The sequence below is a fragment of the Acinetobacter colistiniresistens genome, from assembly GCF_024582815.1.
Lineage (GTDB): Bacteria > Pseudomonadota > Gammaproteobacteria > Pseudomonadales > Moraxellaceae > Acinetobacter.
Window position 1 is genome coordinate 2,408,640 of the sequence record NZ_CP102099.1, and the last position, 20,980, is coordinate 2,429,619.

Here is a 20,980-nt window from a genome sequence, read left to right on the forward strand (position 1 = left end):
ATCTCTAAAACATATTGAGCAGAGAGGTTTAGATAATTTATGATTACAGAATAAATCCCGAGTAACTCACTATAATTTACTTATTTTTTAGAGGAAAATTCAGTTGAATGGCCCTATTTATGCACTAGATCGAACTGATCTAAAAATTCTGGATATTCTTCAAGCAGATGGAAGGATTTCCAACAGTAAATTGGCAGAACTCGTGAACCTTTCACCGACTGCGGTGATGGCACGCGTCCAGAAGTTGACAAAGGATGAATTTATTTTGGGATATGAGGCAAAGCTTAACCCAAATAAGCTAAACGCAAACTTTTTGGTCTTTGTAGAGGTGCTACTGGATAAAACCACGCCGCATGTCTTGGATGATTTTATTGATGCGGTAACCCAATATCCAGAAATTGTGGAATGCCATATGGTCAGTGGCGGTTTTGACTTCCTGATTAAACTACGTAGCGCAGGCATGGAGGAGTTTCGTCGTATTGCGGGGCAAATACTGTGGCAGCTCCCTGGGGTTAAGGAAACGCGTAGCTATCCCGTTATGCAGGTGGTAAAAGATAGCTCCAAAATAAAAATTAAATCACGCGCCAAATTTTAAGCAAAACAAAAGGGGCCCGAAGGCCCCTTAATTTATTCATCAGAATTATTTCATTTCACGTGCATAGATTTCATCAGCTTGTTCAAAGCGGCTTGTTACAGCTGCATTTGGTGCTTTACCCAGTAAGCTCACCACAACAATGCTGATTAATGCAAAAGCGAAGCCCGGAATAATTTCGTAGATGCCTGTGTAACCGAAGAAGTTTTTCCACAGGATTACAGTGAGGGCACCCACAACCATACCCACCAATGCGCCGTTTAAGGTCATACGTTTCCAGAACAATGAAAGGATGATGAGTGGGCCAAACGCGGCACCGAAACCCGCCCATGCATATGCAACCAAGCCAAGTACCTTACTTTCAGGGTTCTGAGCAAGCGCAAGCGCAAGCATTGCAACAGCAATCACCATAGCACGGCCAACCCAAACCAGCTCTTTTTGAGATGCATTTTTACGGATAAAGCCTTTGTACAAATCTTCAGTTAAAGCACTTGAACATACCAATAACTGACAGCTCAATGTACTCATGATTGCAGACAAAATCGCAGCAAGAATCACACCAACAACCCATGGGTTGAACAGGATCTTGGTAAGTTCCATGAATACTGTTTCAGGGTTACTAGATACGGCTGCTGCAAGTTCAGGATGCATTTGGAAATAAGCGATACCGATAAAGCCTGATCCTACGGCCCCTGCTAAACAAAGCGCCATCCATGTCATACCGATACGGCGTGCGGCTGGAATTGATTTTACCGAATCAGCAGCCATAAAGCGGACAAGAATGTGTGGCTGACCAAAATAACCTAAACCCCAAGCAGCAGCTGAAAGAATCGCGACAACACTTAAGTTTGAAGCAAAATCAAATGCATGTGGACGCACACTTTCAACAACAGCAGTAAACTCTTCCATGCCGATGCCTAGAGACATGTAAGTCACGATTGGAAGCAGCAATAAGGCAAAAATCATTAGACCAGCTTGGAAAGTATCAGTCCAGCTGATGGCAAGAAAACCACCAATACATACATAACCAATTGTTGCAAATGCACCGAGCCATAATGCTGTGCTATACGGTAACTGGAATAAAGTTTCGAATAAACGTGCGCCAGCGACCATGCCAGAAGCACAATAAATCGCAAAGAAGACAAGAATAATCAATGCAGATGTGACGCGTAAGATTTTTTTCTGGTCATCAAAACGACCAGTAAAATAATCCGGTAAGGTCAGGGCATTGTTTTGGACTTCAGTGTGTACACGTAAACGTCCAGCAACCAAGTACCAGTTTAGCCATGCACCAATAATCAGACCGATTGCAATCCATGACTCTGATAATCCTGTTAAGTAAATGGCACCAGGTAAGCCCATGAGCAACCAACCACTCATATCGGATGCACCTGCAGACAACGCGGTAACAAAACTGCCTAGACTTCGGCCTCCAAGAATATAATCATCAAGATTTTTGGTAGAAAAATAGGCGTATAAACCGATGCCGAGCATGGCCAGAATATAGACCACGAAGATAACAACTGTGGGATTAGAAAAATTCATAATGGATGCCTGTCCTTACATATCCATAATTTGCAATCACACCCGAATAGCTAAAAATGATTGACTATTCTTGGGATTGATAAGGTCACAGATTCAAGCATAAATGATTTTTAAAATACTGTTATGATTATGTATTCTATTTGTATTGTTTGTGTAATTTAAAATAAACCTATGAAACTTAAACTTTTAATCTAAAAATAGATTTTTTCCATCAAAAAACAAAATATGATGTTTAAAAATAAAGCACAATGTGTTTAAACGTTACAATTTAAAAAATGTACATCTGTAGATTAAAACCACAGGACTAAAAACCGATCAAAAAAGATGACACACAACGTAACAAAGGCAACAATTTAGCGAAGTTCATTTATAAAAATATAACGTGAAGTCGTTTTGCTAATAAAAATTGATTTGGAGTATTTCATACCGATTCATTACGCTGTTGGAGACTTTTCTAAGAATAGATATTGTGATGGATCAGCTAAAAATTCTTAGCAGATTGGGTCTGGTGCAGGGTTATGCCTTATACGATGAAATTGATAACCCGTGTATAGCTAAGAATAAAATTATTCAAGCGATGGTGTTGTGCCGTGGTTTACTGACCTAGCTCGCATTCAATTCGAATTTTTTTGATTAAGCTAAAAATAACGGAGCTATTCAATAATTTGATTCAGTCAGCATAACTTTATATTCCTGTGATCCATTCAACTGAGCTCTTACAGATCATTACAGAGGAGGTGGTTGTCTTGAGCCATCGGCTGACCTATGGTCTAAGGGGTGTTTTTAAACACCGATGCTTAACAACAATAAATAAGTGAAATAAATAAGGTGAAAATAATGATGATTCGTCACTTCATTCAATGTAATTTAATTTCGATTGGAATCTTGGTTCTGCCCACGGTGCCTACATTGGTTTTTGCACATGGCTATGTGCTTCAACCTGAGTCACGGGCTTATGCATGTAAGTTGAACAAAAATAGTCAATGTGGCAGCATTGTTTGGGAGCCTCAAAGTTTAGAAGCGCCCAAAGGTTTCCCACAATCAGGTCCACCAGATGGACAGATTGCCAATGCCAATTTGAGTCAATTTTCTGAGTTGAATGCACAATCTGCAACGCGCTGGGTTAAAACAAATTTGCCTACTGGAGCGAATGATTTTACTTGGCAATTGACTGCTGCACATGTTACGCAGGGCTGGCGTTACTTTATGACCAAACAAGGATGGAATCCTTCAATGCCATTGGCACGCAGTTCTTTTGATCTCAATCCCTTTTGTACAATAGATGGTAAATATCAAAAACCTGCCAGCATGGTGACGCACCGTTGTAATGTGCCTACAGACCGAAATGGTTATCATGTAATTTTGGCTGTATGGGATATCGGTGATACCAGCAATGCATTTTACAATGTTATTGATGTCAATGTTGGTTCAGGTAGCCCAACAACACCAGTGGACCCACAACCATCGAAACCGGTTAAAAGTTGGAATGATATTGGCGATATCAATCCGCTGGATGACTTATTACCAAATGATCGCGTATCAACACGCGTTTTTGATAACACTGGTGAAAATTCGAATCTAAAAACAGAATTACGGATTACAACGATTGCCAATGGCAGTCGAAATGTTTGGCCGCGTTTATTGGCAGAAGCCATTAATCGGGAACATAGTGCCTTACGTGCAGGTATTAAAAATAGTAATGGGGATATTATTCCTGCCGCGGGTAAGAATGATGTTTATAGTAGTTTAAACAGCGGGATTCAGCGGGTTGAGATTAAAATTGAACGTTCACCAAGCAGTGGTGGTTCTTATGATTTTGTTTATCCAAAAAATATCAGTACATATAAAGCTGGCACCAAAGTATTGGGCAGCGATGGGCGAATTTATCAGTGTAAGCCATTCCCTTATAGCGGTTGGTGTACAGTTCGAGCCCATCAATATGTCCCTGTGACAGGCTCGAACTGGCAAGATGCTTGGATCCTAATAAAATAGTCTATGTTTTAGAAAATAAAAAACCGAGTTAGTATATAACTCGGTTTTTACTTGGCAATATCAGGCGATATTTATCAATCAGCAATTATAAACCTGATTCATATTCGCTGTTTGAAAGCAGCTTGTCTACGTCAGCCATATTGTCTGGTTTGATTTTATAAATCCAGCCTTTGCCATAAGGTTCATCATTGACAAAATCAGGATCATCTTCAAGATCAGTATTGACTTCAACCACTGTTCCAGACACTGGTGCGTGAATATCAGAGGCTGTTTTGACTGATTCAACAATGCCTGCTTGTTCAGTCGCTGTAACGTGGCTGCCAACTTCTGGCGTTTCCACATAGACTAAATCACCCAACTCATCTTGAGCATGGTCAGTAATTCCCGTCACAACAAGGTCACCCTCGATTCTTACCCACTCATGCGTACGTGCATATTTCAATTCTGCTGGATGATTCATGACAACTCCTTAACAATCTGTCGTATCATTTTTATTTGGTTTATACATGCTTTTCAATAAAAACAAAAGCTTTCGAGTCTGAAGAAATTATAAGTAAGGGTCTTTACGCCAGTTACTTGGACTACGGCCACTCCAGCGCTTAAAGGCACGGCTAAAGTTGGCGACATCTGAGTAGCCCAATTCATCTGCGATTTGTTCCAGACTATAATCGGTTCGAGAGAGCAGTGAGGTGGCATGACGATAACGTACTTCATCTACTAAAGTCGAGAAGGAGGTGCCCTCGGCCGCAAGTTGGCGTTTAAGGGTTCGGTCTGACATGTGCAAGCGCTCAGCCACACTTTCAATACTTAAATAATGCTGTTCTGAATTTGTCAGGATATCACGGACACGCATGGCTAAACGGCGACGCTCACCTAAAGCAGACAACTCTGTTTCGCACTGGTTGATTGCGATTTGACTGGCAATTGGGTCTGCATTGACCATCTTTAAGCCTAGATATTTTTTATCGAAGCTGGAAATTAAATGCGGTTGATTAAAACGAATGCTGCTGCTCAATTTATCTTTATATTTTTCAAAGCCAGCGGGTTCAGCGAAGTCCAAATCGACCTCACCTCTTAGATCTTCAATGCCAGTGAGGGCTTTGGCCATGGTCATAATACCAATGGTCAGGCCTAAAATAATTTCAGTGCGTAATGGCTCAACTTCAATATCGCATTGTAGCTGTAGAGTTGCTTTAGGTCCAAAAGTAGAAAAATAAAGCTGCAAAAAGGGCAGGCGTAACTGAATAAACCGGCTTGCCAGTGCAATGGCATCGGTAATGTCATGCGCCGTCATAATGGCATAGCCAATAAAGCCATGAATGGAAATCCGCATTTGCGTTCCTAGGTGAAAGCCAAGGGTGCTTTCACCTGTCAGGCGCAAAGAGTGTTTCACCAGTTCATTCGCAATGGGTGTTGGAATTCTGAAATTCGGATCAGCCAGTTGTTCGCTGGTTAAATGAAACGGTGCAAACAATGTTTCATCGCTATATCCCCAGCGAGAAACCACGTCTAAGAGCAATAAGCCATAGACACCTGGTATTCCTTGATCTTGACGAGTTGTGGTTGTTTTCATGTGCTTTCCGTGGCGCTCATCAATTTTGCCAATATCTTTTAAACATTTAAGTCTTAAACATCTTTACATGAAATAAAATAATCAATCATAAAAATTGTTGGACAAAAGAGTCACTGAATGTTCAACAATCAAGTGGGCTTTCTAAAGACCATAATTTTGGTTGTCGATATTAATAGCACATCACCATGCTGGTTCAAAGCTTGTGTCACATAGCTGACGATACCCCGATCATTTTTTGTTTTAGAGGGGGTGATCGCGGTGATTTCAATTTCTACATGAATTTTATCACCTGCACGGGTTGGACGAGGCCAACGCAAACTTGATTCAGTACCTAAGAGGCCACCTGCGATTGGAAAACATTCTGTCCATAAACGCATGGCCACTGCGGAAGTATGCCAACCGCTTGCGGCCAAACCTTGAAAAATTGGATGTTGTTCTGCAGCTTGCTCATCTAAATGAAAAGGTTGGGGGTCGTACTGTCCAGCAAACTGTTTAATTTCTTCACGGGTCATTTCATATTCACGACTAATGAAATGATCTCCAATATTTAAATCTTCTAAATACAACATTACTCTGTGTCCTGAGTCGCTTGCTGTTCAACTAGAAAACCACCTGTTTGTCGTTTCCAGAGTTGTGCATACAAGCCATCATTAGCAATTAATTCTTCATGTGTCCCTTGTTCTGCAATTCTTCCCTGATCCAGAACAATAAGGCGATCCATTTGCGCAATAGTAGATAAACGGTGCGCAATTGCAATGACTGTTTTGCCAACCATTAGGTCATTTAAACTGCTTTGAATCGCAGATTCGACCTCTGAATCAAGTGCACTGGTGGCTTCATCCAAAATTAAAATGGGTGCATCTTTTAGGAAGACACGTGAAATCGCAATTCGTTGACGTTGACCGCCAGAAAGCTTAACACCGCGCTCACCGACATAGGCGTCATAACCCATACGTCCTTTTTGATCGGTGAGTTGCGGAATAAACTCTTCGGCCTTGGCTTTTTGAACTGCAAGTTGAACCTCTGATTCTGTTGCATTGGGGCGGCCATATTTAATGTTTTCCGCAACTGTACGATGTAATAAAGACGTATCCTGAGTGACTAAGGCTATATTGGCACGTAAGCTATCTTGGGTTACATCATGGATATTTTGACCATCAATTAAAATACGACCTTGGTTGATGTCATAAAAATGCAGTAGCAGTTGAATTAACGTTGATTTACCTGCACCAGAACGACCTACAATCCCAATTTTTTCACCTGGTTTAATGGTGAGGTTGAAGTGCTCAATGACATTTTTTTGATTATAAGCAAAGCTTACATCTTCAAAGCGGATTTCACCATGCGTGACGACTAAGGTAGAAGCATCTTTTTTATCTTGAATCTGGATTTGTTTGCCTAAAGTTTTCATCCCATCCTGAATGGTACCGACATTCTCAAACAGCATTGTTACATTCCACATGATAAACTCTGCCAAGCTATCCAGCTTTAGAACCATCGCCGTTGTTGCCGCAATGACGCCAATGGCTGCTTGACCTTGTGTCCATAACCACACAGAAGTTCCAATCACACTAATAAATAGAAATGCACTTAAGAAACGGATCGCGATTTCGTATTTAACACCTAAACGCATTTGCTTATAAACCGTGACCATGAACTCCTGCATCGATTCTTTGGCGTATTGGCTTTCACGGCCAGCATGGGCAAATAATTTCACGGTCTGGATATTGGTATAGGCATCGGTAATGCGACCAGTCATGACAGCACGTGCATCGGCTTGTTTTTTTGAAATTTTGCCTAGGCGGGGGATAAAATAACTTGCAATTGCAATAAATAAGAACAGCCATAAGGCCAAAGGCACAATCAAGATTGGCGAAATAGAACCGAGAACCAAGCTGATTGTAATGAAATAAATCAGAACATAGACCAGCATGTCACCCAGAATCATCCAGAAATCGCGAACCGCCAAAGCCGTTTGCATGACTTTGGCCGAAAGACGACCCGCAAAGTCAGTATGGAAAAAATCGAGGCTTTGTTGCAGTAATAAGCTATGGAAACGCCAGCGCATCCGCATTGGGAAGTTGCTGAATAAAACTTGATGTTTAACAATGGATTGCAGGCTAACAAAAAAGATGTGGGCAAATAAAATGCTAATCAAAATGGTCAGGTTTTGTTGATTGTTTGCCAAAAAAGTACTTGGTTGGCTATTGCTAAGCCAGTCTACGAGTTTGCCGATATAGGAGAAGAATAACGCTTCGAAACACGCTGCTGCCGCCGTACAGACAATGAGAATAAAAAGATAGGGGCGAATTCCCTGAGTAGATCGCCAAACGAAAGCAAAAAATGTGGTGGGTAATGGTTTGTTTAAGTCTTTCGTTGGATAAGGATCAACTAGTTTTTCAAACCATTGCAGCATTGTTTCTTTCCTTTTTCTTTAAACTGTTGAATGCAAATATATAATTAATTAACTGTTTAAAAACAATAGTTTATGCTTAACTTGTTTCTCTGTTTGAACCTGCGTAAACATGTGGAATCTTGCGTTAAACACATTTAATTTACGCCAAATTTTACGCCATAATGGAAAAAAACAGAATGGCGTAAAATTATGGGTTCAATAAGGTCTAGAAGCCTTGCAGACGGTACAATTCGGTATAGAGCTGAGATTCGTATCAATCGCAAAGATTATCCAGAATTCAAAGAAAGCAAAACATTTAGTTCGCGTAGAATAGCAGAAAACTGGATACATAAGAGAGAAAACGAATTAAGTAAAAATCCCGAGTTACTTTCAGGTAAAAATAACTCGCATAATTTGTCTATTGGTCAGGCTATTGAAAAGTACCTGGCTGAAGTTGATGGTGTGTATAGTATAAGCAAAATAAATACATTAAAGCTTTTAAGAAAATTGCCAATTTCTAAAAAAATGATGTTACAGCTTAAGCCTATTGATATTTCTGACCATGTTAACTTGAGAAAAGAAGGGTACGGCAAACTCCAGCTAAATAGTGTTGCCCCAAGTACAATTCAGAATGAGCTTTTGCAGCTTCGAAGTGTTTTATCACATGCATCAATTATGTGGGACATGGAAATTGATTTAAATAATTTTGATAGGACCACTGCACAACTAAGAAAGACTCGTCAAATATCCCCAAGTAGAAAAAGGGACCGGCTACCTAACCCAAATGAATTGAAATTACTTCTACAGTTTTTCTCTAGGAAGTGGAAGGAGAATAAACAAAGTAGATACCCGATGCATTACATCATTCTTTTGGCTATATTTTCATGTCGAAGAGAATCTGAAATGACACGAATGTATTTTGAGAATTTTGATGAATACAATCAAACATGGCTTATTAAAAATTTGAAAAACCCAAAAGGGTCATTGGGTAATAACAAAGAGTTTACAGTTCATCATGAATGTAAACAGGTGATTGAAATGTTCAAACAACCTGAAATTCGAAATCGAATGTATAAAAGCGGCCTTGATAAGAATTTATTAGTGCCATTAAATCCAAAAACAATTGCATCAGAATTCACGAAAGCATGCATAATTTTAGGGATTGAAGATTTACGATTTCATGATTTTAGACATGAAGGTTGTACTCGATTGGCAGAGCAAACCAAATCAACCAAAGAGAAAGGAGGTGCTATAGGTGGTACTGCTGGCGGTTTGATTGGTGGGGCAATTGGTAGTCTATTTGGGCCATTAGGCACGGTTGCAGGTGCTGGGCTTGGTTCTATTATTGGTGAAAAACTCGGAAGTGTCGCAGCGCCTTATATCAAACAATGGACAGATTCATTAATCGCTGCTGATATACCTTCGATGATATCTAAGCTGATCAGTGCAGCATTTAGCTTAACACCAGGTGGCATCGCAAAATCTTTAGTTGATTGGGGTAAGGAAAAATGGAATTCAACTTTTAACGGCCAACCGAACCCAAGCTATTTGATGCGCCGTCAGTATGGAGGGCAAGGCGTTAATGGTGGAGAACCGGCACAATTTGGCGCTGCTGCAAAAGCCGTAACAGGAAATCAAAAACAAATTATTAGTCAAATGTATGATGCGGCAACATCGGCAGGATTTAGTCATAATCAAGCAATAGCGTTACTTGGTGACATTGGTCGTGAGAATGATTTCCGATTAGATAACATTTTTGGAGGCCATAAAGATCCTGCTCGGGGTGACAATTTAGGTATGGTTTCATGGCAGGGAGATAGAAGAAAAAACTTAGAAAAGTTTCTTGCTGGCAGAGGTTTGCTTAATGAAGATGGAACAATAAAACGTACTCAAGAGGGTCTGAGGGCTCAATTTGAATTTGCTAAATTAGAAATGGAAAATAATAAAAAGTGGAAACAGGGCTTTTTAGATAAGAAAGATATTAGCATTGAGGAAGCAAGGCCACAGTTGGGTGGAAGTGGATCATATTTTGGCTGGGCAAGAGGTCAGGAAACAATCAGGAGAGGTGATGGCACTAGAATACCATTCGACAGCCAAGCTCAAGAGAATAAAGCCAATCAATATTCGAAAGTTGCAGAGGATATGGTAAGCAAAAAGAATGATCAAAATAGTGAAGTAAATAATTCTAAGAATACAACATCAGAAACTGCTGAATTGATTATGCAGAAGGCAAAATCGAATGTACCTGTTTTAAATATGCAATCATCAGTGCAACCAATAGCATCACGTAGCGATACTTTTGGTTTGTCTTATGGCAAGCCAAATTTTGATAGTAATATTCAACCTGCTAAAGAGTACTTAACTTCACCCGCACCACAGGAAGTTGTTGTTAAGAATCAAAATAGTGATACTATCAACCAAAATGTGAGCAATAGAATATTAGCTCATGCGATAACAGGTGGAATAGGAATGGGGGATAAATTCAATGGTTAATTTTAGGAAAGTAATTCTTGTCGTTGGAGTGTTACTAATAGTTAATACTTCTTATGCAGCCAACAATAAAGAGAAAATTAAAGGATGTGAAAAAATTCTAGCTGCTGGAATGTTTAATGGATTATTAGAAGATATATGCGGCTTTGAAGGTAATGTTAAGGCCAATTTATTAAAAATGTACGATAAAGCTGAATGTAGAAAAATCATTCCACAGGCTACAGTAGACCAACTTTCTAAAGATGTAGTTTTAGATACTAAAAAAGAATTGATGCATATAGTACACATACATTTTGTGAGGAAAACATGCAGCCATATGTTGACTTAAAAAAGAGATGAAATAGAAAATCTAGCAATATAATTTTATTTAAATAGGAATGGGGAAAAATTCAATGGTAAATTTTAAACAAGCATTGTTAATATCTTGTTGTTTATTAAGCATATCTGCCAATGCAAAAAATGAATTAGATCAATTTAAAGTAAGTCCTCCATTTGGCAAAACTTCAATAGGTCGATGCCATATGGATTCATGCTCGTGGGGGAAAGTGCTTAATAAAAAAGTAATTTCTTCTTCAAGTAAAACAATGAATGTTGAGGCAACTATTCTTGGTGGCCAGTCATCTATGAATGGTAATGATAAGATTAAGTGGAATAAAGCATCACATAAAGTAATTGCTATTTGTTCTAAGAGTAATCCAAGTATGATCATTGAAGATCAAGTTACTCAATTAAACGTTCGAGATTTTCCAGCTGTTGAGGAAAGTGATGTTAATTTATATTTTTAATTTGTCATGATTATAAAAACGGCGCTTATGATGGTGCTAAGAAGTTTAATTATCATTAATTTGGTTAAAAATAAAATTAACATAGTAATTTTATTTATTAGTTTTGGATTGCTTTTTAATGGAGAATTGGGATGAATAATAATTTTAAATTAGCTTCTGTTGTTATTATTTCATGTGTGACACATAGTGTTTATGCGATTGAACCAGCAACTAAAGAACTTAATATAGATCAGTATACAAAGTGCGCATCAAGTACACTAACTACTGGATTAATTAAAACTGCTTTCAATCAGCAAAGTGATCGTGAATCACAAGCTATGGTTTATGGTGGGGTTGGGATGGCATTGTATGCTGGCTATTTGACCTCTCCAGAGGATGCTCTGAATAGTTATAAAGAGCATCAGCAAAAAATAAAGCAAGATGCATTAAAATATATTCAGAGTGGTAGCCGTAATGAAATTTACAAGTTCACAGTTTCATACCTTGTGCCTAGAAACGAGAAATGTTTACCACTCTTTAAAGATTTAGCATCTACTTTAGCGAAAAAGGATGTTAATTGGGAAAATTTTAAGCAGTCAGAACAAGCTAAAAAATTAACTGATGATGTAATGAGATCTGCACAAGAAATAGTTACGGGGAAAAAATGATGTGTCGTTTCATCATTGCAACTATAGGTTTTCTATTTGCAAGTTGTGTATTTGCTAAAGAAAAACCAATTGATGATAAGCCTAAGCAAATCCAAGTTAATCCTGATATTGTAGAACTATCTGTCTTTAAGGCAGACATTCAACGTCAAATTTTACGCTCATGGAATATACCTGCTGGGTCAAGTGGTCAGGTAGCCAAAGCAGTATTAACGCTTGATGAGCAAGGCGGTATCAGTAACCTCGTGGTTTCAAGTAAGGATTTTGAAACGAAGCAAAGCATCGAGCGTGCTATTCAGGAGATTATTCCCATCAAATTGCCACCCAATTTAAAATTGACTGATGATAACAATATCTTTAAGTTTACTTTTACTGCTAGATAAAGCTAATATATTTATGCATTTAAAATTAATTGGGTAGTTGGCTTAATTCAAATACGATTAAAAGGGGTCAAAGTGAACGAAGAACTTGCAAGGTTGGTAGATAATTTTCATATTCATTTTTAGCAATAAAAACATAGGTAACTCTTTAAGTACAGCAAGCGCTTTATATAAAGAAATTCTCATTGGTGAAGAACCACGTTTACGAGATCAAATAAAAACTTTAAAAGAACATGGTCTGTCTGTAACTGAAAATAAAAAGCATCAACATTTCTTTGTGTTTTCTAATGAGGAAGCTTATGAAAAAAAAATTCATATTGAGCAGCCTGAACCTAACGATATTAGAGTGGAGAAATTTATGCAAGAATTGATTAAAGAATATAGCTAGCAAAATCAATAATTTGATTGGGTTTGGAACTATAAAAAAGCTCACGATTGGTGGGCTTTTTTATGATTGAGTTTTTTATTAAACCAAATAATAGACCTGTTAATAGGTCTTGTGATTGGTCTTTTGTTGGGTTATAGTGCTTAAAGATATGTAGCATTTTTAACTTTTTAGGAGCGGTTTTGATTAATTAGCTACAGATTAATGCAAAACAAAAATTATGAAGGTGAGGTATGAACCACTTAATCCACAGTCGATTTGTGGCTAGTGTTTCTGATCTTAAAAAGAACCCAATGGAAGTAGTTGGAAATGGTTTTGGTGAAGCTGTGGCAATTCTTAACCGTAATAATCCCGCCTTCTATTGTGTGCCAGCTGATATGTATGAAAAGCTGATGGATTTGATTGAAGATAAGGAACTTTTAAAGCTAGCAGAACAAGTCGATGATACTGAAACAGTTAAGGTGTCAATCAATGGCTTACGAACTAGAGTTCGAAAAGAACGCCCTAAAGAAGTTTGAAAAATTAAACCCGCAAATTGCTGAGCAGTTTATTCGTAAGCTGGAAGCTGTACTTGAAAACCCTAAGATACCCAAGAATAAGCTTAGTGGATCGGTTGATCTATATAAAATTAAGCTGAAAGCTGCTGGTTATAGATTGGTGTATAAGGTTAAAGATGAAACGGTAGTTGTATTAGTTCTTGATGTTGATCGTCGAGATGCTATCTATAAGAACATTTAATCATAGGGCCAGACTTGATTGGCCTTTTTCTTTAATTTTCAATTTTTATAACTCCTATTTTAAGGATCCTACATGAATTTAAAATTAATTATCATTAGTATTTTAGCTGTAACTATTTTAGTTTCAGGTTGTACCAAAACTGAAGAAAAAATATACTCCACCTGCGGCTAAAACAGTTCATATGGATATAGATACATCTGCTCAGCATGATCCAACGACAGATTTAGAAAAAGTATATAAAGAAAATGTGGGTGAGGAACCTAAGAAGGCTAACATATTTGATTTTAATGAGTTGAAGAATGGGCCAGCGTCAGCTGAAGAAGAAAAGCCTGTTGATCCAATGGCAGAAATACAAGCTACTGCTGAAGAAAATATTCGTAATCATGAGAAAATGAATTAAAGATTAATATTTTAGAGCTACCTTTGGGTGGATTTTATATTTGTAATTAATGTATATTTAACATGCTAAGATTTTTAGTTGTATATGGATTTTTCCATGGGGCGAGATGTACACTTCTAATTTAAATTCAACTATTGAAACCCTTTCAGTTGAAAGACTGGAAAGTTATAAATCGTATTTCAATTTGCCTTCACATGAAGATGGTCTTAATCTCTATCTTTGGAATGATGCATTGGCTTCTTCCTTTTTAAATTGATTAGTATTTTTGAAGTAGCATTTAGAAATATGATACATCGTGAGTTATCACATATGTACCATAAGAATGCGAAACAAGGTAATGTATTTAATAATGATTGGTATAATTATTTAGTTAGCTCAAAAATTTTAAATTATAAAACTTCTGAAATTCTCGCAAAAACTACCCATGTAAAAATAAGGGGAGCCCATAAGCTTAGGAAACCAGCACCTTTACCAGGCAAAGTGATCGCAGCTCAAACATTTGGTTTTTGGATTAAAGTAATTGAAACGACACAGAAGTCTATTGATTGGAAAACCATTTTTTTTAAAGGATTTAAGGGGCACTTTGCGATAAATGATACGTATTGGGATAGTAAGGCGATTAGTGACCTGCTAGTTAGATTGGAACAAATAAATGAGTTAAGGAATAGAATTGCGCATCATGAACCTCTATGGAAGTTTACCAAAATTACACATTGGAAAACAAAAGAAATAATATATGAATCAGCTTTTACACCCTCTGAAAGCATTCAAAGAATGAAAACGCTTAATCATCGGATATGTATTGTTTTGGGTTGGCTTTCAAAAGATAGGAGGCAAGATTATGAAAACTCCTACTATAAACGGCATTTTGATTGGTTTTGTCGTGAGCAGACTATTGAAATATTTAAAAATAACGGATTCTATAACTCAGTTAGTATTTCTAAAGGGAAGCGCGAATTGGGTAAATTTATGAGAAATAGTTGTTTGTTAGAAATCACTCATAAGAATGGTGCTATGCTGATCACCAGGGATTTCTAAAAATTAAATTAATGCTTTACATTTAAACTTAATCTTGTAAAATAATGGTATTACATGCTTTCTATGGTATTGAGGTCAGTAATAATTTTCTCGCTGACTGTATAGAAACGCTCGAATTGAAGACACCCTGCGGGGTGTTTTCGCCTTTCTGGCCATTGAAAAATTTTATTGAAACTATGTTTGAGTTAGTACCTTGTGTAAATAGTTTTTTATCCCCTTGAATTTATTTTATTTATCCTTATAAAAGTAATTCACAACAGAGTTTAAACCTACTATGCGGATGAAATAAAGAATGGCGACTTTACCCAAAAAGATGACAGCAGTATTTGAGAAATATGAAGCTATGAACCCAAATTCATGGAAAATGGGCGATTTTGAGCAGGATATTATTGCTATTTCAAGACAACCTGCAAATTATCAAGATGCAAAATCTGCTATTCGGCGAGCTCAAAAAGCAGGTCGCTATCCAATTACAACAAGTGCTTATGTTCAAAAGCATATTGATTTATTTGGAAATGCACCTTAGTGGGTTAAAGTTTCTGCTGATACTTTTTTAATTGGAACAAGCCCAAAACTTAAAAGCATTTATTGTCACAATAGCCTTATAGAAATATAAGGTTTTTTTATGGGTACTTTAAACTTAACGTCTATCACTCCAGATACGCCGTACATTAAAAAAATCAGAGCCGCCTTGGAAAAGGCAACAGGTCAGTCAATACCGCTTCTAGAAGTTAAAAAGGTTCAACGTAAAGCCGGTGTTAGTGTAGTACCTGTATTTTTAGTTTTTGCAGGTGGGCAAGAGCTCACTTTATATGTTCGGGCAAGTGCTGATGTAGTCAAAGCTGAATTGAATGGTAAGGAGTTTGTCTTACCTGGTGATTTTAGTGATGATTACCAACAGACTTTTGATAATGCCGTATCTGGTACAGCGAAGCTGATTCGTGAATCACAGTCAAAGGTTCAGCTACAAAATCAAAAAGAGAAGGTGAAATTGCCACCACGAAAAAATCGTAGTATCAACCAACAGATTTCTGACAAGAAAGAAGAAGAAAACCTGTTAGATAAAGAACTGACAGATATGACAGTGCAACGTGACCAATTGTTAGTTCAGCTTAAGCAAGTTGAAGAAAGCACAGCTTCAGTATGATTATTAGAAAACATGAGAGGTGACTTAGGTTGCCTCTTTTTTATTGGAACACTTAGCAATACTAATGACTGTAAGGCAATAACCTAATGTTTATGAATTAGGAGCCTCATATGTATTTAAACTTTCAATCTGTGATAGTTGACCTAGTTGTAATTGCTATTTTTATTTATCACGCATTTCTAGCATTTGCGGGTATAAAAAATATGTTGTTGCCCTTAAATACACTATTAAATAAAGGGGTGACAGATCATATTTTCAACAAAGTAAAAAAATGGTTTTATGCGTCGCTTATTCTACTGCTTGGGGTTACTTGCCTTATTACATGGCGGTTCTATGAAGTTGTTTCATTCTTTGATGTCACGGGTTATGGGGCACATATCTTAGTCGCCATATTTGGCATTTATGGCTTTACCATCTTAAGCATTTATATTTTCTGCAAATTGCTATTGGTTACGGCCCAAAGAGCTGGCTTATGATCGATTCAAAAAAAATAATGGCAATGATTGAGCATTGGCTGCAATCTGAAATTAATGGCTATCTAGGTTCGGATTATGTCCCAGATTGGAATGCCTTATTCATGGGGCCGTTAAGTGCTCCAGTTGCTAATACCTTCATTGAGAAAATGAAAAGAGATATACCGATCTTAAAACAATTAAGTGCAGATCATCTTCAATTGTGGTCCCAAGATGAGGGATTTGAAACAAAGATCATTTACTTACGAGTAGCAAATCAAATAGCAATTAATTTAAACCAGGTGCGAGATATGCAATTAGCACGAAATGGAGAGACATTCGATGTTGACGCAAGCTGATTTTGAAGCTCGCCTTGTCGAACTATCGCCAATTTTAAGAAGACTCGTTCCAGCGAATATTGTAGTAAAGGTAAATGCCAAAGAACTTGATGTGAATGGGGAGTTTCCCATGGCTGTTGGGTTGATTGGCAAAACATACCTAATAAATGACCAAAGCATTGGTATTACGGACAATAAAAAATAGTTTGGCTAGATTAGGAGTAATTGGAACTGTCCAAAAACGCTAAATCTTAGCAATGGTTTTATGTAATTGTTTGATGAAGAAACAACATAAACCATTGTTAGGATTTATACATGACTCAAGAAAATAATGAAGAATTTGCACTCGTTACCGATGTTGGAAGTGATGGCAACCTTATCGTGGAACAATTTTTAGGATTCGCGAATCGTGATGTAAACGATGAGGAGTTCGAGCAGGTTCTTACAGGCCAGCCTGTGGATGGAATTACGGCATATCAGCCAGGTACATACTATAAAATTTCTGCTGATCCTAATTCGATTGATTATAACGAGCCATTCGATATCCATATCCATTTTCAGGAAGGCCCAACCGTAATTGATGGTGTAAACGGCGCAACCAACGAATCTCTATTAAAAATTTTGATTCACCGCACCAAACTTTTAGATGCGCAGTTCCCATCAGAGCACAATAAACAAGCTATTGTTTCACTAGAAAGTGCTTTAAATGCTTTCAATGCACGTACAGCCGAACATCAGGAACGTGGTGTAAAAGGGAAACAAGCAGAATAGGTTTAAAACAAGCCTTGTAATAAGGAATACAAGGCTTGTTTCAGTAGTCGAAATTGTAGTAATGACAAAGGATAGATATGTATTAAATAATCTTAAAACTTTTAGTAGTAAAATTATTGTAAAAATCATCTATTTTATAAGATTGATTCTTTTATATTCATTGATAAAAACATTTTTGTTTGAGTTTTAATTAATAATTTTTGAGATTAATATTGATAAGGTAATAACTTAAAAAACAAAAAGGTGGAAAATGAAAAAATATTTATTCTATTAATTCTGGGGTTGGCAACACCTGTTCCTATTACATCATATGGAGAACCTATCAGTACGCTTGCTGGGGCGGCATCTGTTAGTTTGACTTTAAATGGAATAAAGGAGATGGTTTCGGACTCAATAGACAAAGGACAAAATGCTGGTGATTACTTGCTCTTCAAAGGTGGTACCGAATTAAAGAGTGTCATTTCTTCGTGGGAAGCTGCAAATAAGAATCTCTTGGATAAAAGTTTTAGTGAATTAAATGAATCTCAAAGAAAGTTCATTAATAATTTAAATGCAACGGCAACTCAGTTGAATTCTGATGTTACTGATCATGCTGAAACTGCTTTAAGAATTACTGAATTAGCAAATCAAAGTATTCAGGATTTAAGGGTGTTTGATGGAAACTTGGGACTTTTCAGATATTCACCAAGAATAGCGTATGCTGGTCTGCCGCAAGATATTAATTTTATAATAAGAGGAGTTAATTTTGATAAAGCTGACCCAAAGCTAGTACTTCCTAGTGGAAAAGAGGCAAAAAGGGTATCTTTAACAAGACAGGAAGCCATTTATACCTTTAGTAGTAATGAATTCAAGTTCGATGATACCAAATCAAGCTTCACAACTTTAAAATTAAAATATTTGGCTCCATCTAATTCATTTTGGGGTAAGTTGAAAGATAAATTTGATGGACGAACTTCGATTCAAACTACAGAAATATCAATTCTACAATTACCTATAAAATTAGGAGATTTTACAGTAAGTTATAAGACAATAGAAAATCTAAAAGAAACATGGGATGGTTCTGGGGTATTCCATTATTCAGGTAAAAACACTAGTCATATCCAAAATCAAGGCCCACATGATAACGGATGGAAAATTGTAATTTCGTCTTTAAAAAAAGTTAAAGAGTGGGGGCAAGCAGGTAAAAGTTGCACAGTTGAATCAATAAATGAATATGGTTTTTCTATTAGAATAGATGTTGGCGTAATTATAAATTTTCCGAGCATTTACGCAGATGCTTATCAGCATTGTCTATATAATTGGCAAGAATTCAAGGAATCACAATACGTGAAGGACTCACCTGAAATTGCAGGTAGATTGAGATGGAATGTGGATTCAGCTGTATCTTTACCTGAAAATTTGAAATCATTTAAATTGTTTGTTAATACATGGGATGGTAAATCAAAAATATTTAATGGAACAAAAACAGAGACATTTTATTCAATTGAAGAAAGTAACGGTTTATTGGTTATTAAACCTAAGATACCTAAAGATTTAAATTCGTTTTAGTTTTAATTGGAACAGTCAACTTCATTAAACAATACCCTTAAATAAAATAGCCCTAATACACAATATATTGGGGCTTTTTCATGGCTGCTATAAAAGGTCGTAAGACAAAAAAAATTACATACAACCTGTATGAACGGGGACGTATGCATTCAGGAAAAGACCGTAGCAATGTTGATATGAAAGAAATGATCAAGCGGATCAATGATCCTACGGTGCAGGATATGATCAAATCTGGAACTTTCTATGGCTATAACGGGCATGAAATTCGAAAGCGTTATGGAATGAACCCGCCGGACTCGGTCATTATTGATGGAAAAGTTGTCTATTTAGAACGATCAATTCGAACCCTTGAATCATATGCTCAACCTAATGGGGATGTTACCCACGTTCATGAATTTTTAGAAAATGAATCGGGTGAATATCCGGTGTGGCATGTAAGCATGTGCTCCGTGTTGCAAAATGGATTACTTCGCCAGCGGGAATTCAATATTTAAAAAAACAAGTAGAAGCTGACCGCAAGAAACAAGTTGGTGCACGATACAAACTTTCAGATTCTCAAATCCAAGATCAAATAAATCAACAAATTAATGATTTAGAAAGCGGTATGTCCAAGCCCATAGTTGGGAACGTACAAAAAGCAGAACAAGAAATGATGCGCCGTGCTGAAAAAGTGGCTAAAAAGCACTTTGCTAAGCAATTAAAAGAGCTGAAGGCATTAGAAAATAAACTTCATAAAGTCACTGTACAGGCGCAATTGGAAGCAGTTCTGCATACATTAAACAAAGATAAGCAAACTCAGGCCAGACGTATGGCTGATCTAGAAAAGTTAAAGCTTACAAAAGAGCTGCGTAGCCTTATTGAGTCAATACCTGAAAAAAAGGGGATGGAGAAACTTCAAAGCACCAAACGCTTATGTGAATTGATTGAGTTACTTGGTGGAAAGTCCAATGAAGTTGTGAATAAACTGTTTCAGTCTATCATTGACGGTGATGTCAAAGTTTCTGTTGAGCTACTACAAAGTGTTCGTAGTGAAGCCGAGAAAAACTTAGATGATCCACTGTTACTTGAGGCAGTAAATGTCTTGATATCTCAGGTTAATGAGATAGTTGGAACTGAGCAAGCCTAGACAAGAAATAAGCTTTCAAAATAGTCCTTAAATGGGCTATTTTTTTGAGTTTTATCAATGAACAAGATCGATAATATTTCTAACGATTCTGATGCATTAACCGCAATTGATGCAATGATTTCAAAATTGGGCAAACAGGTTATTACTGAATGGGATGGTGAAAAGGCCAGCAAAACTTATCAAGAGTATCTATCAAATTTAGATCAATACGATGGAAAACTTTTAACTGCATCGAAGGCTTACTTCAATGATCACCTCAATGGGAAAGTTGTTAATACAAAAATAGGTTTGGTCCGTATTAATTCAAGATCCCGTGGAAAAGTGCATGACCGTATGCGGGATGTGAAATATCTTGCAATTCCATATATTCCTAACGTTTTAATGACGGGTGAAGTTGGGGATTTAGTACCTTTAAACAAGGAGCGTGAAGATAGCGCCGTTGGTTATTATCATTTTACCAAGGGCATAAATCTCAAAGATTTCACATTAAACATAACATTGAAAGTCGCTTTAGATGCTGACGGCAATTTATTGTATTTCTTAGGAGCAGCAAAAGAAAAAGCCAACTTACGGTCTATCTCTCATGCTCAAGGCACCACAGACTCTAAAGCTGGCTTTGATTCTATTGAAGCACAGGAAGA

At 37.1% G+C, this 20,980-nt stretch carries 26 protein-coding genes and 1 pseudogene; 22 read left to right on the plus strand and 5 right to left on the minus strand.

The window, feature by feature from the left end:
- Positions 1–103 precede the first annotated feature (103 nt).
- A complete protein-coding gene (locus NQU59_RS11545; RefSeq protein WP_005241104.1) occupies positions 104–595 on the plus strand; it encodes an Lrp/AsnC ligand binding domain-containing protein in 492 nt (163 codons plus the stop codon).
- A gap of 45 nt (positions 596–640) precedes the next feature.
- Here NQU59_RS11545 and putP read toward each other — a convergent pair whose 3' ends face one another.
- On the minus strand, positions 641–2,137 hold the full coding sequence (gene putP / locus NQU59_RS11550; protein ID WP_257063522.1) for a sodium/proline symporter PutP: 1,497 nt from the start codon (positions 2,135–2,137) through the stop codon (positions 641–643).
- A 472-nt stretch (positions 2,138–2,609) separates the two neighbouring features.
- Here putP and NQU59_RS11555 point away from each other — a divergent pair, with 472 nt between their 5' ends.
- Both NQU59_RS11555 and NQU59_RS11560 read left to right on the plus strand, forming a co-directional pair.
- A complete protein-coding gene (locus tag NQU59_RS11555; protein ID WP_257063523.1) occupies positions 2,610–2,744 on the plus strand; it encodes a hypothetical protein in 135 nt (44 codons plus the stop codon).
- 230 nt (positions 2,745–2,974) lie between these two features.
- Positions 2,975–4,129: a lytic polysaccharide monooxygenase gene (locus tag NQU59_RS11560; RefSeq protein WP_257063524.1), complete on the plus strand. Its 1,155-nt coding sequence runs from the start codon at positions 2,975–2,977 to the stop codon at positions 4,127–4,129.
- Positions 4,130–4,214: 85 nt separating this feature from the next.
- On the opposite strand, the gene gcvH is transcribed toward NQU59_RS11560, so the two are convergent.
- The 4 genes from gcvH to NQU59_RS11580 form a co-directional block, all read right to left on the minus strand.
- Positions 4,215–4,589, minus strand: a complete 375-nt coding sequence (gene gcvH, locus NQU59_RS11565) for a glycine cleavage system protein GcvH (protein WP_005241110.1) — start codon at positions 4,587–4,589, stop codon at positions 4,215–4,217.
- An 87-nt stretch (positions 4,590–4,676) separates the two neighbouring features.
- Entirely contained in the window at positions 4,677–5,702 is a 1,026-nt protein-coding gene (locus tag NQU59_RS11570; protein ID WP_005241112.1) for an AraC family transcriptional regulator, read from the minus strand.
- A 128-nt stretch (positions 5,703–5,830) separates the two neighbouring features.
- The gene (locus NQU59_RS11575) at positions 5,831–6,271 is read right to left on the minus strand and encodes a MaoC family dehydratase (RefSeq protein ID WP_043973777.1); all 441 of its coding nucleotides are present in this window, start codon (positions 6,269–6,271) and stop codon (positions 5,831–5,833) included.
- The gene (locus NQU59_RS11580) at positions 6,271–8,118 is read right to left on the minus strand and encodes an ABC transporter ATP-binding protein (protein WP_005241114.1); all 1,848 of its coding nucleotides are present in this window, start codon (positions 8,116–8,118) and stop codon (positions 6,271–6,273) included. Before NQU59_RS11580 ends, NQU59_RS11575 begins: the two co-directional genes overlap by 1 nt.
- 189 nt (positions 8,119–8,307) lie before the next feature.
- Between NQU59_RS11580 and NQU59_RS11585 the strand changes: the two genes are divergently transcribed.
- The 19 genes and pseudogenes from NQU59_RS11585 to NQU59_RS11675 form a co-directional block, all read left to right on the plus strand.
- The gene (locus NQU59_RS11585) at positions 8,308–10,590 is read left to right on the plus strand and encodes a phage tail tip lysozyme (RefSeq protein WP_257063526.1); all 2,283 of its coding nucleotides are present in this window, start codon (positions 8,308–8,310) and stop codon (positions 10,588–10,590) included.
- Entirely contained in the window at positions 10,583–10,915 is a 333-nt protein-coding gene (locus NQU59_RS11590; RefSeq protein WP_257063527.1) for a hypothetical protein, read from the plus strand. The genes NQU59_RS11585 and NQU59_RS11590 overlap by 8 nt, the downstream gene beginning before the upstream one ends.
- Positions 10,916–10,979: 64 nt before the next feature.
- On the plus strand, positions 10,980–11,372 hold the full coding sequence (locus tag NQU59_RS11595) for a hypothetical protein (RefSeq protein ID WP_257063528.1): 393 nt from the start codon (positions 10,980–10,982) through the stop codon (positions 11,370–11,372).
- Positions 11,373–11,503: 131 nt separating this feature from the next.
- Positions 11,504–12,019, plus strand: a complete 516-nt coding sequence (locus tag NQU59_RS11600) for a hypothetical protein (protein ID WP_257063529.1) — start codon at positions 11,504–11,506, stop codon at positions 12,017–12,019.
- A complete protein-coding gene (locus tag NQU59_RS11605; RefSeq protein ID WP_257063530.1) occupies positions 12,016–12,399 on the plus strand; it encodes a TonB C-terminal domain-containing protein in 384 nt (127 codons plus the stop codon). The genes NQU59_RS11600 and NQU59_RS11605 overlap by 4 nt, the downstream gene beginning before the upstream one ends.
- 615 nt (positions 12,400–13,014) lie before the next feature.
- A complete protein-coding gene (locus NQU59_RS11610; protein WP_257063531.1) occupies positions 13,015–13,299 on the plus strand; it encodes a type II toxin-antitoxin system Phd/YefM family antitoxin in 285 nt (94 codons plus the stop codon).
- Positions 13,253–13,519 (plus strand): type II toxin-antitoxin system RelE family toxin, encoded by a 267-nt coding sequence (locus NQU59_RS11615; protein ID WP_257063533.1) that lies wholly within the window; start codon positions 13,253–13,255, stop codon positions 13,517–13,519. The genes NQU59_RS11610 and NQU59_RS11615 overlap by 47 nt, the downstream gene beginning before the upstream one ends.
- A 181-nt stretch (positions 13,520–13,700) precedes the next feature.
- On the plus strand, positions 13,701–13,919 hold the full coding sequence (locus tag NQU59_RS11620; RefSeq protein ID WP_257063536.1) for a hypothetical protein: 219 nt from the start codon (positions 13,701–13,703) through the stop codon (positions 13,917–13,919).
- 285 nt (positions 13,920–14,204) lie between these two features.
- Positions 14,205–14,957, plus strand: coding sequence for a CAAX protease (locus NQU59_RS11625; protein ID WP_257063537.1), 753 nt, complete (start codon positions 14,205–14,207; stop codon positions 14,955–14,957).
- A gap of 292 nt (positions 14,958–15,249) precedes the next feature.
- Positions 15,250–15,483, plus strand: coding sequence for a hypothetical protein (locus NQU59_RS11630; protein WP_257063539.1), 234 nt, complete (start codon positions 15,250–15,252; stop codon positions 15,481–15,483).
- A gap of 99 nt (positions 15,484–15,582) precedes the next feature.
- On the plus strand, positions 15,583–16,104 hold the full coding sequence (locus NQU59_RS11635) for a hypothetical protein (protein WP_257063540.1): 522 nt from the start codon (positions 15,583–15,585) through the stop codon (positions 16,102–16,104).
- Between the two features lie 110 nt (positions 16,105–16,214).
- Entirely contained in the window at positions 16,215–16,580 is a 366-nt protein-coding gene (locus tag NQU59_RS11640; RefSeq protein WP_257063541.1) for a hypothetical protein, read from the plus strand.
- Positions 16,577–16,915: a hypothetical protein gene (locus NQU59_RS11645; RefSeq protein ID WP_257063542.1), complete on the plus strand. Its 339-nt coding sequence runs from the start codon at positions 16,577–16,579 to the stop codon at positions 16,913–16,915. Before NQU59_RS11640 ends, NQU59_RS11645 begins: the two co-directional genes overlap by 4 nt.
- Positions 16,899–17,099 carry a hypothetical protein gene (locus NQU59_RS11650; RefSeq protein ID WP_257063543.1) on the plus strand — a complete coding sequence of 67 codons (201 nt, stop codon included), beginning with the start codon at positions 16,899–16,901 and terminating at the stop codon, positions 17,097–17,099. The genes NQU59_RS11645 and NQU59_RS11650 overlap by 17 nt, the downstream gene beginning before the upstream one ends.
- A 110-nt stretch (positions 17,100–17,209) precedes the next feature.
- Complete coding sequence (locus NQU59_RS11655; protein WP_257063544.1) at positions 17,210–17,665, plus strand: hypothetical protein; 456 nt, start codon at positions 17,210–17,212, stop codon at positions 17,663–17,665.
- A 243-nt stretch (positions 17,666–17,908) separates the two neighbouring features.
- Positions 17,909–19,213, plus strand: coding sequence for a hypothetical protein (locus NQU59_RS11660; protein ID WP_257063545.1), 1,305 nt, complete (start codon positions 17,909–17,911; stop codon positions 19,211–19,213).
- 80 nt (positions 19,214–19,293) lie between these two features.
- Positions 19,294–19,707, plus strand: coding sequence for a hypothetical protein (locus NQU59_RS11665; protein WP_257063546.1), 414 nt, complete (start codon positions 19,294–19,296; stop codon positions 19,705–19,707).
- On the plus strand, positions 19,656–20,339 hold the full coding sequence (locus tag NQU59_RS11670) for a hypothetical protein (protein WP_257063547.1): 684 nt from the start codon (positions 19,656–19,658) through the stop codon (positions 20,337–20,339). Before NQU59_RS11665 ends, NQU59_RS11670 begins: the two co-directional genes overlap by 52 nt.
- A gap of 114 nt (positions 20,340–20,453) precedes the next feature.
- Positions 20,454–20,816 (plus strand): annotated as a pseudogene (locus NQU59_RS11675) (LPD3 domain-containing protein); the annotation flags it as partial.
- Positions 20,817–20,980: the final 164 nt, after the last annotated feature.

Bases quoted from the DNA above. Each gene is read 5' to 3' on its own strand.
- putP (WP_257063522.1), bottom strand. From the start codon at position 2,137: ATGAATTTTTCTAATCCCACAGTTGTTATCTTCGTGGTCTATATTCTG.
- NQU59_RS11555 (WP_257063523.1), top strand. From the start codon at position 2,610: ATGGATCAGCTAAAAATTCTTAGCAGATTGGGTCTGGTGCAGGGTTAT.
- NQU59_RS11560 (WP_257063524.1), top strand. From the start codon at position 2,975: ATGATGATTCGTCACTTCATTCAATGTAATTTAATTTCGATTGGAATC.
- gcvH (WP_005241110.1), bottom strand. From the start codon at position 4,589: ATGAATCATCCAGCAGAATTGAAATATGCACGTACGCATGAGTGGGTA.
- NQU59_RS11570 (WP_005241112.1), bottom strand. From the start codon at position 5,702: ATGAAAACAACCACAACTCGTCAAGATCAAGGAATACCAGGTGTCTAT.
- NQU59_RS11575 (WP_043973777.1), bottom strand. From the start codon at position 6,271: ATGTTGTATTTAGAAGATTTAAATATTGGAGATCATTTCATTAGTCGT.
- NQU59_RS11580 (WP_005241114.1), bottom strand. From the start codon at position 8,118: ATGCTGCAATGGTTTGAAAAACTAGTTGATCCTTATCCAACGAAAGAC.
- NQU59_RS11585 (WP_257063526.1), top strand. From the start codon at position 8,308: ATGGGTTCAATAAGGTCTAGAAGCCTTGCAGACGGTACAATTCGGTAT.
- NQU59_RS11590 (WP_257063527.1), top strand. From the start codon at position 10,583: ATGGTTAATTTTAGGAAAGTAATTCTTGTCGTTGGAGTGTTACTAATA.
- NQU59_RS11595 (WP_257063528.1), top strand. From the start codon at position 10,980: ATGGTAAATTTTAAACAAGCATTGTTAATATCTTGTTGTTTATTAAGC.
- NQU59_RS11600 (WP_257063529.1), top strand. From the start codon at position 11,504: ATGAATAATAATTTTAAATTAGCTTCTGTTGTTATTATTTCATGTGTG.
- NQU59_RS11605 (WP_257063530.1), top strand. From the start codon at position 12,016: ATGATGTGTCGTTTCATCATTGCAACTATAGGTTTTCTATTTGCAAGT.
- NQU59_RS11610 (WP_257063531.1), top strand. From the start codon at position 13,015: ATGAACCACTTAATCCACAGTCGATTTGTGGCTAGTGTTTCTGATCTT.
- NQU59_RS11615 (WP_257063533.1), top strand. From the start codon at position 13,253: ATGGCTTACGAACTAGAGTTCGAAAAGAACGCCCTAAAGAAGTTTGAA.
- NQU59_RS11620 (WP_257063536.1), top strand. From the start codon at position 13,701: ATGGATATAGATACATCTGCTCAGCATGATCCAACGACAGATTTAGAA.
- NQU59_RS11625 (WP_257063537.1), top strand. From the start codon at position 14,205: ATGATACATCGTGAGTTATCACATATGTACCATAAGAATGCGAAACAA.
- NQU59_RS11630 (WP_257063539.1), top strand. From the start codon at position 15,250: ATGGCGACTTTACCCAAAAAGATGACAGCAGTATTTGAGAAATATGAA.
- NQU59_RS11635 (WP_257063540.1), top strand. From the start codon at position 15,583: ATGGGTACTTTAAACTTAACGTCTATCACTCCAGATACGCCGTACATT.
- NQU59_RS11640 (WP_257063541.1), top strand. From the start codon at position 16,215: ATGTATTTAAACTTTCAATCTGTGATAGTTGACCTAGTTGTAATTGCT.
- NQU59_RS11645 (WP_257063542.1), top strand. From the start codon at position 16,577: ATGATCGATTCAAAAAAAATAATGGCAATGATTGAGCATTGGCTGCAA.
- NQU59_RS11650 (WP_257063543.1), top strand. From the start codon at position 16,899: ATGTTGACGCAAGCTGATTTTGAAGCTCGCCTTGTCGAACTATCGCCA.
- NQU59_RS11655 (WP_257063544.1), top strand. From the start codon at position 17,210: ATGACTCAAGAAAATAATGAAGAATTTGCACTCGTTACCGATGTTGGA.
- NQU59_RS11665 (WP_257063546.1), top strand. From the start codon at position 19,294: ATGGCTGCTATAAAAGGTCGTAAGACAAAAAAAATTACATACAACCTG.